A 16151-nucleotide genomic window follows, 5' to 3' on the forward strand; every position below is an offset into this window, starting at 1 on the left:
TGCGGCCCATGGCCAGGAGACCGACATGAAACACATCATTGCCCTCTTGCTGGAGAACGAAGCCGGCGCGCTGTCGCGCGTGGTCGGCCTGTTCTCGGCCCGTGGCTACAACATCGAGAGCCTGACGGTCGCGCCGACCGAGGACGCCTCGCTGTCGCGCATGACCATCGTCACCAGTGGCTCCGACGAGGTCATCGAGCAGATCACCAAGCACCTGAACCGCCTGATCGAGGTGGTGAAGGTGGTGGACCTGACCGAAGGCAGCTTCACCGCCCGTGAGCTGATGCTCATCAAGGTGCGCGCCGTCGGCAAGGAACGCGAGGAGATGATGCGGCTGGCCGACATCTTCCGCGGCCGCATCATCGACGTGACCGACAAGAGCTACACCATCGAGCTGACGGGTGACTCCGACAAGCTCGATGCCTTCATCCAGGCGGTGGACCGCACCGCCATCCTAGAAACCGTGCGCACCGGTACCAGCGGGATCGGGCGCGGTGAGCGCATCCTGCGTGTTTGATCGATCCCCGCTACAGACTCAGAAAACGGAACTCCCATGAAGGTTTACTACGACAAGGATGCCGACCTGTCCCTCATCAAGGGCAAGAACGTCACCATCATCGGCTACGGCTCGCAAGGCCATGCCCACGCCCAGAATCTGAACGACTCGGGCGTCAAGGTCACCGTCGGCCTGCGCAAGGGCGGCGCTTCGTGGTCCAAGGCCGAGAAGGCCGGCCTGAAGGTCGCCGAGATCGCCGACGCCGTGCGCGATGCCGACGTCGTGATGATCCTGCTGCCCGACGAGCAGATCGCCTCGGTCTACAACGCCGAAGTCGGCCCGAACATGAAGGAAGGCGCTTCGCTGGCCTTCGCCCACGGCTTCAATGTCCACTACGGCCAGGTCGTGCCGCGCAGCGACATCGACGTGTGGATGGTCGCCCCGAAGGCCCCGGGCCACACCGTGCGCGGCACCTACGTGCAAGGTGGTGGCGTGCCGCACCTGATCGCCGTCTACGCCGACAAGTCGGGCAAGGCGCGTGACCTGGCGCTGTCCTACGCTTCCGCCAACGGCGGCGGCAAGGCCGGCATCATCGAGACCAACTTCCGCGAAGAGACCGAAACCGACCTGTTCGGCGAGCAGGCGGTTCTGTGCGGCGGCGCGGTCGAGCTGATCAAGGCTGGTTTCGAGACGCTGGTGGAAGCTGGCTACGCGCCCGAAATGGCGTACTTCGAGTGCCTGCATGAGCTGAAGCTGATCGTGGACCTGATCTACGAAGGCGGCATCGCGAACATGAACTACTCGATCTCGAACAACGCCGAGTACGGCGAGTACGTGACGGGCCCGAAGGTCGTGACCGCTGCCACCAAGGACGCGATGCGCCAGTGCCTGAAGGACATCCAGACCGGCGAATACGCCAAGTCCTTCATCCTGGAAAACAAGGCCGGCGCCCCAACGCTGATCAGCCGCCGCCGCCTGACCGAAGAGCACCAGATCGAAGTCGTCGGCGAGAAGCTGCGCGCGATGATGCCGTGGATCAAGGCCAACAAGCTGGTCGACAAGAGCCGCAACTGATGTGACGGCGTGCGGGCAGGCCCCGCACCTGTACGGTCCGCGATGGACTGTGGCAAGGCAGCGCTTCGGCGCTGCTTTTTTTTGCCTGGACCTCACCTGAGAAGGTGGTTTTGCCGATGTTGTGTAATTATTTGTTTCATAACATCACCAGCTTCAGGAGTATTCCATGCCCCAGGCCCGCGCCGTCACCCGGTGGGAGGAGTTCTATGGTTCGACCGAGGTCGTGCGCCGCTATGCGCAGCAGTCGCACCTGCAAGTTCCCGAGCGGGTCATCTTCGACACGGCCATCGGTGCGGCCCTGTCGCACGGCGATCTGCTGGACCTCGGTGTCGGTGGTGGCCGCACGACGATGGAACTCGCGCACCGCTGCCAGCGCTATGTGGGGGCCGACTACGCGGAGCCGATGGTGCGGGCCTGTCGCGAGCGGTTCAGTGACCTGATCGTCCGGCATGGCTTGCGCTTCGACGTCGTCGACGCCCGGGCGATGCCTTACGAGGATGCATCGTTCGACATCGTGCTGTTCAGCTTCAATGGCATCGATCTGGTGGGCGCCGATGCGCGGGCGACGGCGCTGGCCGAGTGTCGCCGGGTCCTGCGTCCGGGCGGGCACCTGGTCTATTCCTCGCACAACCTGAACTGGATGGACAGTCGGTGGGGCATCCGCTGGCAGGGTCTGCGCGACTATGTCGAAACCCAGCGCTTCTGGTCGCGGATGCGGCATCTCAACCGCGGCGTGTGGCCGATTGCCGAGCGTGCATGGGTCGAACTGCTCGACCCGCTGGCGGGTGGGCGCAACTACTACGTGCGTCCGTCGGAACTGGTCCGGCAGACGCTGGAGCAGGGCTTCGATGGTCTTCGGCTCTACGATCTGCGCGGTCGGCAGATCGACGATCTACAGCAGCGCGCGCGATTGACGGACCCGTGGGTGTACGTGCACGCCCGCGCTTCGCGATAATCCATTCCATGAACGATCAACTCTCGACAGACCGTCCCGACCCCCTGGACGAACTGGATGGCCCGGCGCCGAGCCGTCCCCGCCGCAAAGGCATCTACATCCTTCCCAACCTGTTCACGCTGGCGGGTCTGTTCGGTGGCTTCTACGCCGTCGTGATGGCCATGAACGGGCGCTTCGACCAGGCCGCGATCGGCGTGTTCTGCGCGATGGTGCTCGACAGCCTCGACGGCCGGGTCGCGCGCATGACCAACACCCAGAGCGCCTTTGGCGAGCAGATGGACAGCCTGGCCGACATGGTGTCGTTCGGTGCCGCTCCTGCGCTCATCGTCTACGAATGGGCGCTGCGCGGCCTGGGCAAGCTGGGCTGGCTGGCCGCGTTTGTCTATTGCGCGGGGGCTGCGCTGCGTCTGGCGCGCTTCAATACCAACATCGGCGTGGTCGACAAGCGTTTCTTCCAGGGGCTGCCCAGTCCGGCGGCGGCGGCGCTGGTCACCGGCCTGATCTGGGTGATGGACGACATGGGCTACAAGGGCGTGCGAGACATCCCCTGGCTGACCTGGCTGGCCTTTGCGCTGACCCTGTATGCCGGCCTCACCATGGTCACCAACGTGCCGTTCTACAGCTTCAAGGACGTGAACTTCAAGCGCACGGTGCCCTTCATCGTCATCGTGGCGATTGCGCTCGGCATCGCCGTCATCACCTACCACCCGCCGCTGGTGCTGTTCGGCGTGTTCATCGTCTATGGCATCTCGGGCTATGTGGTCTACGCGATCAAGAAGTCGCATGGCCGACCGGTGAGCGTGATCGCGACCTCCACCGACGAGCCTGACGAAGAAGGTCTGCACCGCTGAAGTGCCGTGGCTGCGTGCTATAGTGATTTGATGATCTGCGTTGTCCGCTTCTTCTCGCTGCGACTACTAGGAGTGCCCCGGGCGCGCTGATCAGTCACATCTGTACCCTTTGTGGATCAACGGCCCGCCTCAGCGCAACGCAGCGGGCCGTTTGTATTTGTGGTGCGGCGTTGCAGGATCCTCGACTCCTACCCGATCGTCACACCCCCATGAGCATGTTGAGCAACCCCGCCGAGAAATACCGCCCGTTCGCCCCGGTGCGCCTGACCGACCGCACCTGGCCCGATGCCGTGCTGACGCAGACCCCGGTCTGGTGCAGCGTCGATCTGCGCGATGGCAACCAGGCCCTGATCGAGCCCATGGACAGCGAGCGCAAGCTGCGCATGTTCGAGCTGCTGGTGCGCATCGGCTTCAAGGAGATCGAGGTCGGATTCCCGTCGGCGTCGCAGACGGACTTCGATTTTGTGCGCCGGCTCATCGAGCAGCGCCGCATCCCCGACGACGTCACCATCCAGGTGCTGACCCAGGCCCGCGAGCACCTGATCGACCGGACGTTCGAGGCGGTGCAAGGCGCGCCCCGCGTGGTCGTGCATGTCTACAACGCCACCGCCCCGGTGATGCGCCGCGTGGTGCTGGGGCTGGACGAGGACGGCATCGTCGATCTCGCCGTCACCCACGCGCAGATGATCCGCGACCGCGCTGCGCAGCACCCCGAGACGCACTGGACCTTCGAGTACTCGCCCGAGATGTTCTCCGGCACTGAACTCGCGTTCTCCTGCCGCGTGGTGGATGCGGTCACCGCCGTCTGGCAGCCGACGCCCGCGCACAAGTGCATCATCAACCTGCCGTCGACGGTGGAGCACTCGACGCCGAACATCTTCGCCGACATGGTCGAGTGGATGCACCGCCACCTCGCCCGGCGCGACGCGATCGTGCTGTCGGTCCACCCGCACAACGACCGCGGCACCGGCACGGCCGCCGGCGAGCTGGCGCTGATGGCCGGCGCGGACCGCATCGAAGGCTGCCTGTTCGGCAATGGTGAGCGCACCGGCAATGTCGACCTGGTCAACATCGCGCTCAACCTCTACACCCAGGGCGTGGCGCCGGGGCTGGACTTCTCCGACATCGACGCCATCCGTCGCACGGTCGAGCACTGCAACCAGCTGCCGGTCCACCCGCGTCATCCGTACGTGGGCGATCTGGTCTACACCTCGTTCTCCGGCTCGCACCAGGACGCGATCAAGAAGGCGTTCGCGGCCCGGCGCGAGGGCGAGCTCTGGGACATGCCCTATCTGCCGATCGACCCGAAAGACCTGGGTCGCAGCTACGAGGCGGTGATCCGCGTCAACAGCCAGTCGGGCAAGGGCGGCATCGCGTATCTGCTGGAGGCCGAATACGGGCTGGAGTTGCCGCGGCGGCTGCAGATCGAGTTCAGCCAGGCGGTGCAGGCGGTGACCGACGGCGAGGGCCGCGAGGTGGTGGCCGCCGACCTGTGGGCGATCTTCTCGCGCGAATATGGCCTGGAGCAGCGCTCGACCGATCTGCGTGGCCTGCACCAGCAGGACGTCGCGCCGGACGGCTCGGTGCGTGTCAGCGCCGACTGGCATGGCCCGAACGGCTGGCAAGCCTTGAGCGGGCAGGGCAACGGGCCGCTCGACGCCTTCGTTGCGGCACTCGGTGCGGCGACTGGCCAGTCGATCGAGGTGCTCGATTACCACGAGCATGCGATCGGGGCTGGCGCGGGTGCGCGGGCGGCGGCCTTCGTCGAAGTGCGCATTGACCAGGGTCCGGCCTGCTTCGGCGTGGGCATCGATGCCAACATCGTGACGGCCTCGCTCCATGCCGTGCTGTCGGGCTGGACACGTGCCCGCCAGCGCCACCAGACCGCCACCCGGACGGGTGCGGCTGAAGAAACGATCTCCTGAATCCTGAATCCCGAATCCCGACGTGCTGAGGAGCCCACCACCATGACCGACAAACTGATCATTTTCGACACCACCTTGCGCGATGGCGAGCAGTCGCCCGGCGCCTCGATGACCCGCGACGAGAAGCTGCGCATCGCCCGCCAGCTGGAGCGGCTGAAGGTGGACGTGATCGAGGCCGGTTTCGCCGCCTCGTCCAACGGCGACTTCGAGGCGGTCAAGGCCATCGCCGACGCGATCAAGGACTCGACCGTCTGCTCGCTGGCCCGCGCCAATGACCGCGACATCGCGCGCGCGGCCGAAGCGCTGCGGGGTGCCAACTCGGCGCGCATCCACACCTTCATCGCCACCAGTGCCCTGCACATGGAGAAGAAGCTGCGCATGACACCCGAGGAAGTGTTGCAGCAGGCACGGCTGTCGGTGCGTTTCGCGCGCAACCTGTGCGGCGACATCGAGTTCTCGCCCGAAGACGGCTACCGCTCGGACGTGGATTTCCTCTGCCGCGTGCTGGAAGCCGTGATCGACGAGGGTGCCACCACGCTGAACATCCCCGACACCGTCGGCTACGCGATCCCGGAGTTGTACGGCAACTTCATCAAGACCCTGCGCGAGCGCGTCCCGAATTCGGACAAGGCGATCTGGTCGGTGCATTGCCACAACGACCTCGGCATGGCGGTGGCGAACTCGCTGGCCGGTGTCAAGATCGGTGGTGCACGCCAGGTGGAATGCACCATCAACGGTCTGGGCGAGCGCGCGGGCAACTGCTCGCTCGAAGAGATCGTGATGGCGGTGAAGACCCGCCGTGACTACTTCGATCTGGCGCTGCGCGTCGATGCGACGCAGATCGTGCCGGCCTCGCGCATGGTCGCGCAGACCACCGGTTTCGTCGTGCAGCCGAACAAGGCGGTCGTCGGTGCGAATGCCTTTGCGCACGCCTCCGGCATCCACCAGGACGGTGTGCTCAAGGCGCGTGACACCTACGAGATCATGCGTGCCGAGGACGTGGGCTGGGCGGCCAACAAGATCGTGCTGGGCAAGCTCTCGGGCCGCAATGCCTTCAAGCAGCGCCTGCAGGATCTCGGCATTTCGCTGGAGTCCGAGGCCGAGGTCAACACCGCGTTCATGAAGTTCAAGGACCTGGCCGACCGCAAGAGCGAGATCTTCGACGAGGATATCCTGGCGCTCGTCAGTGACGAGAGCGTCAGCGCCGATGTGGAGCACTACCGCCTTCTGGCGCTTTCGCAGCAGTCCGAAATGGGCGAGCGGCCGCACGCGAAGGTGGCGTTTTCCGCAGGGCCGACCGAATACCACGCCGAGTCCGACGGCAACGGCCCGGTGGACGCGACCCTCAAGGCGATCGAGTCGAAGCTGGCGTCCGGAGCCGAGCTTTTGCTTTATTCCGTGAATGCCATCACGTCCGGCAGCACGGAGTCTCAAGGAGAAGTCACGGTTCGGCTTCAACATGGCGGCCGCGTCGTCAACGGTGTCGGCTCGGATCCGGACATCGTGGTCGCATCGGCCAAGGCCTATCTGGCCGCCTTGAACAAGCTGCACAGCAAGGCCGAGCGAGTCGCTGCGCAGGGTTGACACAGGTATCGCGCGAACAGGGGGACAAAACTGAAAATCATCAAGGCTTGCGGGCCTTGCGGGCAGTGGTTTGCTTAACCTAGACTGAAATCAGTGTCCTGTCGTGCGGTATCCAAAGGTATTTTGTGAATCAAATAAAACTGAGTCTGGCGCGGACTTCGTCGAAGTGGGCATCCTTGGTGCTGGGGGTTTTGATGCTGGTGTCCGGTGCAGTCGATGCTGCGCCGCATGCCGCGAAGGGAAAGGCCCATGCCGGCAAGGTTCGCAAGGTCGCCAACCGTGCTGTCCGGCCGGTGCCGGTCACCGAGCCTCTGCGGTTGTCCTTTGGCCAGGCGGGGGGACTGCACGCCACGCGTGATCCGCTGGATCTGAAATCCAGCGTCGCGCTGGTGGTGGACCAGGACACCTCCGAGGTGCTGTTCAGCAAGAACTCCCAGGCGGTGCTGCCGATCGCCTCGCTGACCAAGCTCATGACCGCCATCGTGGTCGTGGAGTCCAGGGCACCGATGGACGAGATGCTCCAGGTCACGGAAGAAGACATCGACACCGAGAAGGGCAGCCGGTCCCGACTGGTGGTCGGCACCGAACTCAGCCGGGGCGAGTTGCTGCATCTGGCGCTGATGTCGTCCGAAAATCGCGCTGCGCACGCGCTCGGACGCCACTATCCGGGCGGGTTGCCTGCATTCGTGGCCGCCATGAACCGCAAGGCCAGCACGCTCGGCATGTCCAGTACCCGCTATGTGGAACCGACTGGCCTGTCCAGCGACAACCAGTCCAGCGCCTCGGATCTGGCCAGACTGGTGAAGACGGCCTACAACTTCCCGCTGCTGCGGCAGTTGTCGACCTCGCCGGAACTGGAGGTGGCACTCGGCCACCGCACGCTCCAGTTCCACAACACCAACAAGCTGGTGACGAATCCAACCTGGGAAATCGGTCTCCAGAAGACGGGCTACATCGTCGAGGCCGGGCGCTGCCTGGTGATGCAGGCGCGGCTTTCAGGGCGGCATCTCATCATGGTGTTCCTGGATTCGGCGGGCAAGTACTCCCGCCTGGGCGATGCCGAGCGGGTGCGTCGCTGGCTGGAGTCGTCCGACGCGGTGCGGCCCGTGCAGCATGTGCCGAGTCCCCCGGTGCGTTCGCCCGCTTCGGTGTCCTGAGGGCCGGCATTCTCTGGCCTGGTCAGGGCTGGTGGTGCCCGAGTGCCGTGGAAATCGCGGCAGCAGTGTCCAGCAGCTTGTCACACCAGCTTTCTTCCAGGCGGTCGGCGGGTGCCGAGATCGACAGTCCGGCGATCAGGCGGCCCTGGTCATCATGGATGCCGGCCGCCATGCACCGCACGCCCAGTTCCAGTTCTTCGTTGTCCCGGGCCAGATCGGTCTGTCGCACCCGTGCGAGCTCGCGCTCCAGCAGTGGCAGATCGGTGATGCTGTTGCGGGTGTGTCCGGCCAGGCCCGTGCGCGTGGCGTAACTGCGCACCCGCTGCGGATCGTCGTGCGCAAGGAACAGCTTGCCGACGGATGTCAGATGCAGTGGGGCGCGGCCGCCGACTGCGCGCACCACCTGCATGCCTGAACGCTCGGAATAGGTGCGTTCGATGTAGACGATCTCGTCGCCCTGACGCACCGAGAGATTGACGGGCTGGTGGGTCAGCTTGTGCAACTCCCGCATCGGCCCCAAAGCCGCGTCCCGCACGTCCAGCCGGGCCTTGACCAGATTGCCCAGTTCAAGAAGTCGCATTCCGAGGCGATAACTGCCCGCTTCAGGCCGGTCCACGAAGCGGCCGATGGCCAGATCGTTCAAGATCCGGTGTGCGGTTGACGGGTGCAGACCCGTCTGCTCGCTGATCAGTTTCAGCGAGACAGGATCCTGGTGCGCCGCCAGCACATTCAGCAGGGTGAACATGCGGTCCATCACCTGAATGGCCGGTGTCTGGCTGGAACTGTCCTTTTTCGTCATGGTGACTCGTTTGAAAATCAATGCCTATTTTTGCATGGCGAAACACTGGATGCGGGAGTCCCTTGGTTTTGTTGTCTGCGGTCTGTTGATCATGGTGGGGGCCGGACCTGCTTTGGCCCAGCCCGCAGACGCAGGCCCGCAGGCAGCTTCCGGTACTGCCGCTGCATCGACACCATCGGTGCGACCGCGGCCGCGACCGATGACGCGTGTTCCCCGTGTCATCGGTCGCCTGCATGCAGGGGATCTCGGGCTGGTCATCAACACGGCTGATCCGTACTCGGTCGAAGTCGGCGAGTACTACCGGCGTGTCCGCCGCATTCCGGACGGCCATGTCCTGCGCATCGACCTGCCCGTGCAGTCCCGCCTCTCGGTCGCCGATCTGGAGCGCCTGCGCCGCCGCATCGACGAGCAGTTCGATGGTGGCGTGCAGGCCTTGGCGCTTGCCTGGGTGCAGCCCCATGCGGTCGAGTGCCAGTCGATCACGTCGGCCGTGACGCTGGGGTTCGATGCCCAGGCGTGCGAGCAGCCCTGCGGTCGCCGCCCGGTTTCACCGTATTTCAATTCTGCTTCTGCGGCCCCGTTCAAGGATCTGGGGTTGCGTCCGTCGATGCTGCTGGCTGCTTCCGATGCGGACCGCGCGCGCCGTCTCATCGACCGTGGTGCATCGTCCGACCACACCCTTGGTCTGGTGGGGGCGGCTCCGGTACAGGCGCATTTCATGACGACAGCCGATGCCGCGCGCAGCGTGCGCTCCTCGTTGTTTCCGCCGGCCGGCCTGCAGCGCCGCATCGGGCTGGAAAACCACCTGGGCCATGGCGATCTGCCGCGCGAAACCTCCCGGGTGGTGCTCGTGCAGACCGGGGTGGCACAGTTCCTCGGGGCGGATGCGATCGACTGGGTGCCGGGGGCATTGGCCGATCACCTGACCTCGTTCGGTGGGCAACTCGACCGCACTGGTGGACAGAGCACGGTGCTCGACTGGCTGGATGCGGGAGCCACTGCCAGTTATGGAACTGTCAGCGAACCGTGCAACCATCTGCAGAAGTTCCCCCATCCGCAAATTCTGCTGCTCCATTACCTGCAAGGCAGCACCGCGCTGGAAGCCTACTGGAAGAGCGTGGCGTGGCCGCAGCAGGGTGTGTTTGTGGGGGAGCCGCTGGCCGCACCATTTGCCCGTCAGTGAGTGGTCAGTGCGCGAGTGGATAACTATCAGATGACAAGCGAGACCAGCGCATTGCGGTATTGCTGCAGCCTCTGCCGGAGGCCATGGCATGTTCCGCAAGACACTGGACGCAAGAAGAACGAAGGAGACTGTCGTGCCACACGACCCCTGCAGCCTCTGCTGCGACTTGGAGCATCTGTTCGCGGTGACTGTGCGTCATTTTGACCACAATCTGTTCCGGTGCGCGCCAAAACGACATGCCAGGCACCTCACTGCAGGTGCTAAAGTCTCTGGCTTGACTTTATAGGTCCTTCCCGTCCCCTTTCCTGGCAACAGCTAAGGCGGGTCGCGATCCGCCAATCGGTTTAGCCGTGTCGCGGAAGGTTGTCCAACCCATCGGAGCCCCGGATACCAGGGCGCAAGGTGAGCGAAATATGATGCAGCAATACAGGACGAACTCGTACCTCTTCGGTGGCAATGCCCCTTACGTCGAAGAAATGTATGAGGCGTACCTCGACAATCCGGGCTCGGTGCCCGACAACTGGCGCGATTACTTCGACGCGCTCCAGCACGTTCCCGCCGCCAATGGCTCCGACAGCCGCGACGTGGCGCATGCCCCTGTCATCGAATCCTTCGCCCAGCGTGCCACGGCGAACGCCTTTGCGCACAAGGCCAGCGAAGCCGATCTGGCCGTCGCACGCAAGCAGGTCCATGTCCAGTCGCTGATTGCGGCCTACCGCTCGCTCGGCTCGCGCTGGGCCGACCTCGATCCGCTCAAGCGCACCGAACGCCCCAAGATCCCCGAACTCGAGACGGCGTTCTACGACCTGACCGAGGCCGACATGGACATCACGTTCTCGGCCACGAACACGTACTTCACGAAGTCCGACAGCATGACGCTGCGCGAGATCGTGCAGGCCCTGCGCGAGACCTACTGCGGCACCCTCGGCGCGGAGATCATGCACATCACCGAGCCGACCGAAAAGCGGTGGTGGCAGGAGCGCCTGGAGTCGGTCCGCAGCAAGCCGTCGTTCTCCACCGAGCAGAAGAAGCACGTCCTCGACCGCCTGACCGCCGCCGAGGGCCTGGAGCGTTTTCTGCACACCAAGTACGTCGGCCAGAAGCGTTTCTCGCTGGAAGGCGGCGAGAGCTTCATCGCCTCGATGGACGAACTGGTCCAGCGTGCCGGCCAGAAGGGCATCCAGGAAATCGTCATCGGCATGGCCCACCGCGGCCGCCTGAACGTGCTGGTGAACACCCTGGGCAAGATGCCCAAGGACCTGTTCGCCGAGTTCGACCACACCGCTCCGGAAGATCTGCCCGCCGGCGACGTGAAGTACCACCAGGGCTTCAGTTCGGACATCTCCACCCCCGGCGGTCCGGTCCACCTGAGTCTGGCGTTCAACCCGTCGCACCTGGAAATCGTCAACCCGGTGGTCGAAGGCTCCGTGCGCGCCCGCCAGGACCGCCGCGAGGACAAGACCGGTGCCCAGGTGCTGCCGGTGCTGGTGCACGGTGACTCGGCCTTCGGTGGCCAGGGCGTCAACCAGGAAACGCTGATGCTGTCGGCCACGCGGGGGTACTCCACCGGCGGCACGGTCCACATCATCATCAACAACCAGATCGGCTTCACCACGGCGGACCCGCGCGACCTGCGCTCGACGCTGTACTGCACCGATATCGTCAAGATGGTCGAGGCGCCGGTGCTGCACGTCAACGGCGATGATCCGGAAGCGGTCGTGCTGGCCACCCAGTTCGCGCTCGACTACCGCATGGCGTTCCACAAGGACGTGGTGCTGGACATCATCTGCTTCCGCAAGCTGGGCCACAACGAGCAGGACACCCCGGCCCTGACCCAGCCGCTGATGTACAAGAAGATCAGCGCGCATCCCGGTACCCGCCGCCTGTACGCCGACAAGCTGTCCGCCCAGGGTCTGGGCGAGACGCTGGGTGACGACATGTTCAAGGACTATCGCTCCGCGATGGACCAGGGTCGTCACACCATCGATCCGGTGATCAGCAACTTCAAGAGCAAGTACGCGGTCGACTGGGCGCCCTTCCTCGGCAAGAAGTGGACCGATGCTGCCGACACCGCCATCCCGCTGACCGAGTGGAAGCGTCTGGCCGAGCGCCTGACGACGATTCCCGCCAGCGTCAATCCGCACCCGCTGGTCAAGAAGGTCTACGACGACCGCGCCGCGATGGGCCGTGGCGAGGTCAACGTCGACTGGGGCATGGGCGAGCACATGGCCTTTGCCTCGCTGGTCGCCGCCGGCTATCCGGTGCGCCTGTCGGGCGAAGACTGCGGCCGTGGCACCTTCACGCACCGCCACGCCGTGGTCCACGACCAGAAGCGCGAGAAGTGGGACGAAGGCACCTACATCCCCGCGCAGCACGTCGCCGACAACCAGGCCACGTTCACCGTCATCGACTCGATCCTGTCGGAAGAGGCCGTGCTGGGCTTCGAATACGGCTACGCCGCGGCCGAACCCAACACGCTGACCATCTGGGAAGCGCAGTTCGGTGACTTCGCCAACGGCGCGCAGGTCGTGATCGACCAGTTCATCGCCTCCGGCGAAGTGAAGTGGGGCCGCGTCAACGGCCTGACGCTGATGCTGCCGCACGGCTACGAAGGCCAGGGTCCGGAGCACTCCTCTGCCCGTCTGGAGCGCTTCATGCAGCTGGCTGCCGACACCAACATGCAGATCGTGCAGCCGACCACGGCCAGCCAGATCTTCCATGTGCTGCGCCGCCAGATGGTGCGTTCGCTGCGCAAGCCGCTGGTGCTGTTCACGCCGAAGTCGCTGCTGCGCAACAAGGATGCGACCTCGCCGGTGAGCGACTTCACCAAGGGCGAATTCCGCACCGTCATCGCGGAGCAGAAGGCCGACATCAATCCGGAGAAGGTCAAGCGTGTCATCGCCTGCTCGGGCAAGGTCTACTACGACCTGGTCAAGAAGCGCGAAGAGAAGAAGTCCGGCGACGTGGCCATCCTCCGCGTCGAACAGCTCTATCCCTTCCCGCACAAGGCGTTTGCCAACGAACTGAAGAAGTATCCGAACCTGACCGACCTCGTGTGGTGCCAGGACGAGCCGCAGAACCAGGGCGCCTGGTTCTTCGTGCAGCACTACATCCACGAGAACATGCAGGACGGTCAGAAGCTCGGCTACGCCGGTCGTCCGGCCTCTGCATCGCCGGCGGTCGGCTACGCGCACCTGCACCAGGAGCAGCAGAAGACGCTGCTCGACCAGGCATTCGGCAAGCTCAAGGGCTTCGTGCTCACCAAGTAATCCAAACAGGTTCCTACCATCATGGCCATTGTTGAAGTCAAAGTCCCCCAGTTGTCCGAGTCGGTTGCGGAAGCAACCATGCTGCAGTGGAAGAAGAAGCCCGGTGATGCCGTGGCGATCGACGAGATCCTCATCGAGATCGAGACCGACAAGGTCGTGCTCGAAGTGCCGGCGCCCGCCGCTGGCGTGCTGGTTGCACTGGTCGTCGGCGACGGCGGCACGGTCGCCAGCGAACAGGTGATCGCCAAGATCGACACCGACGGACAGGTGGCGGTCAGCCCGCTGCAGATCGCGGCCATTCCTGCCACGACGGCAGTGGCCGCCGCACCCGTGGCCGCCAGCAAGGGCGATGTCGCCATGCCCGCTGCTGCCAAGCTGCTGGCCGACAACGGCCTGAGCGTCGGCGATGTCGCCGGCTCCGGCAAGGATGGCCGTGTCACCAAGGGTGATGTGCTGGGTGCCGTCGCCGCGGGGGCCAAGGCGGCTCCGGCGCCGGTGGCTGCCAAGCCGCCGGCCGTGGCCGCACCCGCTGCGCCGGTGGCCCTGGGTGACCGCGCCGAACAGCGCGTGCCGATGAGCCGCCTGCGTGCCCGCGTGGCCGAGCGCCTGCTGCAGTCGCAGTCGCAGAACGCCATCCTGACCACGTTCAACGAAGTGAACATGGCGCCGCTGATGGACATGCGCAAGCGCTTCCAGGACAAGTTCGAGAAGGAACACGGCATCAAGCTCGGCTTCATGTCGTTCTTCGTCAAGGCCGCGGTCGCTGCGCTGAAGAAGTTCCCGGTCCTGAACGCCTCGGTCGATGGCAACGACATCGTCTACCACGGCTACTTCGACATCGGCATCGCCGTCGGTTCGCCCCGTGGCCTGGTGGTGCCGATCCTGCGCAACGCTGACCAGATGACCTTCGCTGACATCGAGAAGAAGATCGCCGAATTTGGCAAGAAGGCCAAGGAAGGCAAGATCTCGATGGACGACCTGACGGGCGGCACGTTCTCGATCTCGAACGGCGGCACCTTCGGCTCCATGCTGTCGACCCCGATCATCAACCCGCCGCAGTCGGCCATCCTGGGCGTGCACGCGACCAAGGACCGCGCGGTGGTGGAAAACGGTCAGGTCGTGGTGCGCCCGATCAACTACCTGGCGATGTCCTACGACCACCGCATCATCGACGGCCGCGAAGCCGTCCTGGGTCTGGTGACGATGAAGGAAGCGCTGGAAGACCCGGCCCGCCTGCTGTTCGACATCTGAGCGACCTCTGCGCCTCTGCGTCGAACTGACGTGATTTCGGACGCCCCTTCGGGGGCGTTCTGCCAAGACTTCAGGAATTCACCATGTCCAAGCAATTTGATGTCGTCGTGATCGGCGGCGGCCCCGGCGGCTACATCGCTGCCATCCGCGCAGCACAACTGGGCTTCCAGGTCGCCTGCATCGACGAATGGAAGAACGAGAAGGGCGGCCCGGCCCCTGGCGGCACCTGCACCAACGTCGGCTGCATCCCGTCCAAGGCCCTGCTGCAGTCCTCGGAGCATTACGAGCACGCCGCCCACCACTTTGGCGACCACGGCATCAGCCTGGACAACCTGAAGATGGACGTGGCCAAGATGGTCGGCCGCAAGAACACCGTCGTGAAGCAGAACAACGACGGCATCCTGTTCCTGCTGAAGAAGAACAAGGTCAGCTTCTTCCACGGCCGCGGCTCGTTCGCCAAGGCGGTCGAAGGCGGCTATGAAATCAACGTCGCGGGCGCTGCCAACGAAGTGCTGACGGCCAAGAACGTCATCGTCGCGACTGGCTCCAACGCCCGCGCGCTGCCGGGTGCTGCGTTCGATGAAGAGAAGATCCTGTCGAACGACGGCGCGCTGCGCATCGGCGCGGTGCCGGCCAAGCTGGGCGTGATCGGCTCGGGCGTGATCGGCCTGGAGATGGGCTCGGTCTGGCGCCGCCTGGGTGCAGAAGTCACCATCCTGGAAGCGATGCCCGGTTTCCTGGGCGCCGCCGACGAAGGCGTGGCCAAGGAAGCGCTGAAGGCGTTCAAGAAGCAGGGCCTGAAGTTCGAGTTCGGCGTGAAGATCTCCAAGGTCGACGCGTCGGGTGACGGCGTGGTCGTGTTCTTCGCCGACGCCAAGGGTGCGGAGCAGACGCTGGCGGTGGACAAGCTGATTGTGTCGATCGGCCGGGTTGCCAACACCATCGGCCTGAACCCGGAAGCCGTCGGCCTGGCGCTGGACGAGCGTGGCATGGTCGTCGTCGACGCCGACTGCAAGACCAACCTGCCCGGCGTGTGGGCGGTCGGTGACGTGGTGCGCGGCCCGATGCTGGCGCACAAGGCCGAGGAAGAAGGCGTGGCAGTGGCCGAGCGCATCGCCGGTCAGCACGGCCACGTCAACTTCGCGACCATCCCCTGGGTGATCTACACCAGCCCGGAAATCGCCTGGGTCGGCCGCACCGAGCAGCAGCTCAAGGCGGACGGCGTGGCGTACAAGGCCGGCCAGTTCCCGTTCCTCGCGAATGGCCGCGCGCGCGCGCTGGGTGACACCACCGGCTTCGTCAAGTTCCTGGCCGACGCCACGACCGACGAGATCCTGGGCGTGCACATCGTCGGTCCGATGGCCTCCGAGCTGATCTCGGAAGCCGTGGTCGCGATGGAGTTCAAGGCCTCGGCCGAAGACATCGCCCGCATCTGCCACGCGCACCCGTCGCTGTCGGAGGCCACCAAGGAAGCGGCGCTGGCCGTGGACAAGCGCACGCTCAATTTCTGAGCCTGCGCGGGTTCCGCCCGCAGCATGCAACCATCAGGGGCGGCGCGAGTCGCCCCTTTTTCCGTTGTTCTTCTTTCCGTCCTGTCCAGGCCTTGT

Annotated in this window: 12 protein-coding genes; 11 read left to right on the forward strand and 1 reads right to left on the reverse strand. The window is 64.9% G+C overall.

Annotation, left to right across the window (positions count from 1 at the left end):
• The first annotated feature begins 25 nt into the window (after positions 1 to 25).
• The 7 genes from ilvN (at position 26) to pbpG (ending at position 8042) form a co-directional block, all read left to right on the forward strand.
• A complete protein-coding gene (gene ilvN, locus BDD16_RS16955; protein WP_179635028.1) occupies positions 26 to 517 on the forward strand; it encodes an acetolactate synthase small subunit in 492 nt (163 codons plus the stop codon).
• A gap of 36 nt (positions 518 to 553) precedes the next feature.
• Positions 554 to 1570 carry a ketol-acid reductoisomerase gene (ilvC, locus tag BDD16_RS16960; protein WP_179635029.1) on the forward strand — a complete coding sequence of 339 codons (1017 nt, stop codon included), beginning with the start codon at positions 554 to 556 and terminating at the stop codon, positions 1568 to 1570.
• Between the two features lie 166 nt (positions 1571 to 1736).
• Positions 1737 to 2525, forward strand: coding sequence for a class I SAM-dependent methyltransferase (locus tag BDD16_RS16965; RefSeq protein ID WP_179635030.1), 789 nt, complete (start codon positions 1737 to 1739; stop codon positions 2523 to 2525).
• Positions 2525 to 3376, forward strand: coding sequence for a CDP-diacylglycerol--serine O-phosphatidyltransferase (pssA, locus tag BDD16_RS16970; protein ID WP_375139099.1), 852 nt, complete (start codon positions 2525 to 2527; stop codon positions 3374 to 3376). Before BDD16_RS16965 ends, pssA begins: the two co-directional genes overlap by 1 nt.
• Before the next feature lie 215 nt (positions 3377 to 3591).
• Complete coding sequence (gene leuA, locus BDD16_RS16975; RefSeq protein ID WP_179636207.1) at positions 3592 to 5301, forward strand: 2-isopropylmalate synthase; 1710 nt, start codon at positions 3592 to 3594, stop codon at positions 5299 to 5301.
• Positions 5302 to 5343: 42 nt separating this feature from the next.
• On the forward strand, positions 5344 to 6885 hold the full coding sequence (locus BDD16_RS16980; RefSeq protein ID WP_179635032.1) for a 2-isopropylmalate synthase: 1542 nt from the start codon (positions 5344 to 5346) through the stop codon (positions 6883 to 6885).
• A gap of 194 nt (positions 6886 to 7079) precedes the next feature.
• The gene (pbpG, locus tag BDD16_RS16985) at positions 7080 to 8042 is read left to right on the forward strand and encodes a D-alanyl-D-alanine endopeptidase (RefSeq protein WP_179635033.1); all 963 of its coding nucleotides are present in this window, start codon (positions 7080 to 7082) and stop codon (positions 8040 to 8042) included.
• 22 nt (positions 8043 to 8064) lie between these two features.
• Here the strand turns inward: pbpG and BDD16_RS16990 are convergent, their stop codons facing one another.
• The gene (locus tag BDD16_RS16990) at positions 8065 to 8841 is read right to left on the reverse strand and encodes an IclR family transcriptional regulator (protein WP_179635034.1); all 777 of its coding nucleotides are present in this window, start codon (positions 8839 to 8841) and stop codon (positions 8065 to 8067) included.
• Here BDD16_RS16990 and BDD16_RS16995 point away from each other — a divergent pair.
• The 4 genes from BDD16_RS16995 to lpdA all read left to right on the forward strand — a co-directional run bounded on the left by BDD16_RS16995 (position 8804) and on the right by lpdA (position 16055).
• Entirely contained in the window at positions 8804 to 10024 is a 1221-nt protein-coding gene (locus BDD16_RS16995; RefSeq protein ID WP_246332582.1) for a TIGR03790 family protein, read from the forward strand. The genes BDD16_RS16990 and BDD16_RS16995 overlap by 38 nt on opposite strands.
• Before the next feature lie 413 nt (positions 10025 to 10437).
• On the forward strand, positions 10438 to 13293 hold the full coding sequence (locus tag BDD16_RS17000) for a 2-oxoglutarate dehydrogenase E1 component (RefSeq protein WP_179635035.1): 2856 nt from the start codon (positions 10438 to 10440) through the stop codon (positions 13291 to 13293).
• A 21-nt stretch (positions 13294 to 13314) separates the two neighbouring features.
• Positions 13315 to 14544, forward strand: coding sequence for a 2-oxoglutarate dehydrogenase complex dihydrolipoyllysine-residue succinyltransferase (odhB, locus tag BDD16_RS17005; protein ID WP_179635036.1), 1230 nt, complete (start codon positions 13315 to 13317; stop codon positions 14542 to 14544).
• Between the two features lie 83 nt (positions 14545 to 14627).
• Complete coding sequence (gene lpdA, locus BDD16_RS17010; RefSeq protein ID WP_179635037.1) at positions 14628 to 16055, forward strand: dihydrolipoyl dehydrogenase; 1428 nt, start codon at positions 14628 to 14630, stop codon at positions 16053 to 16055.
• The last annotated feature ends 96 nt before the right edge of the window (positions 16056 to 16151 follow it).

Source organism: Sphaerotilus montanus (assembly GCF_013410775.1).
Lineage (GTDB): Bacteria > Pseudomonadota > Gammaproteobacteria > Burkholderiales > Burkholderiaceae_C > Sphaerotilus > Sphaerotilus montanus.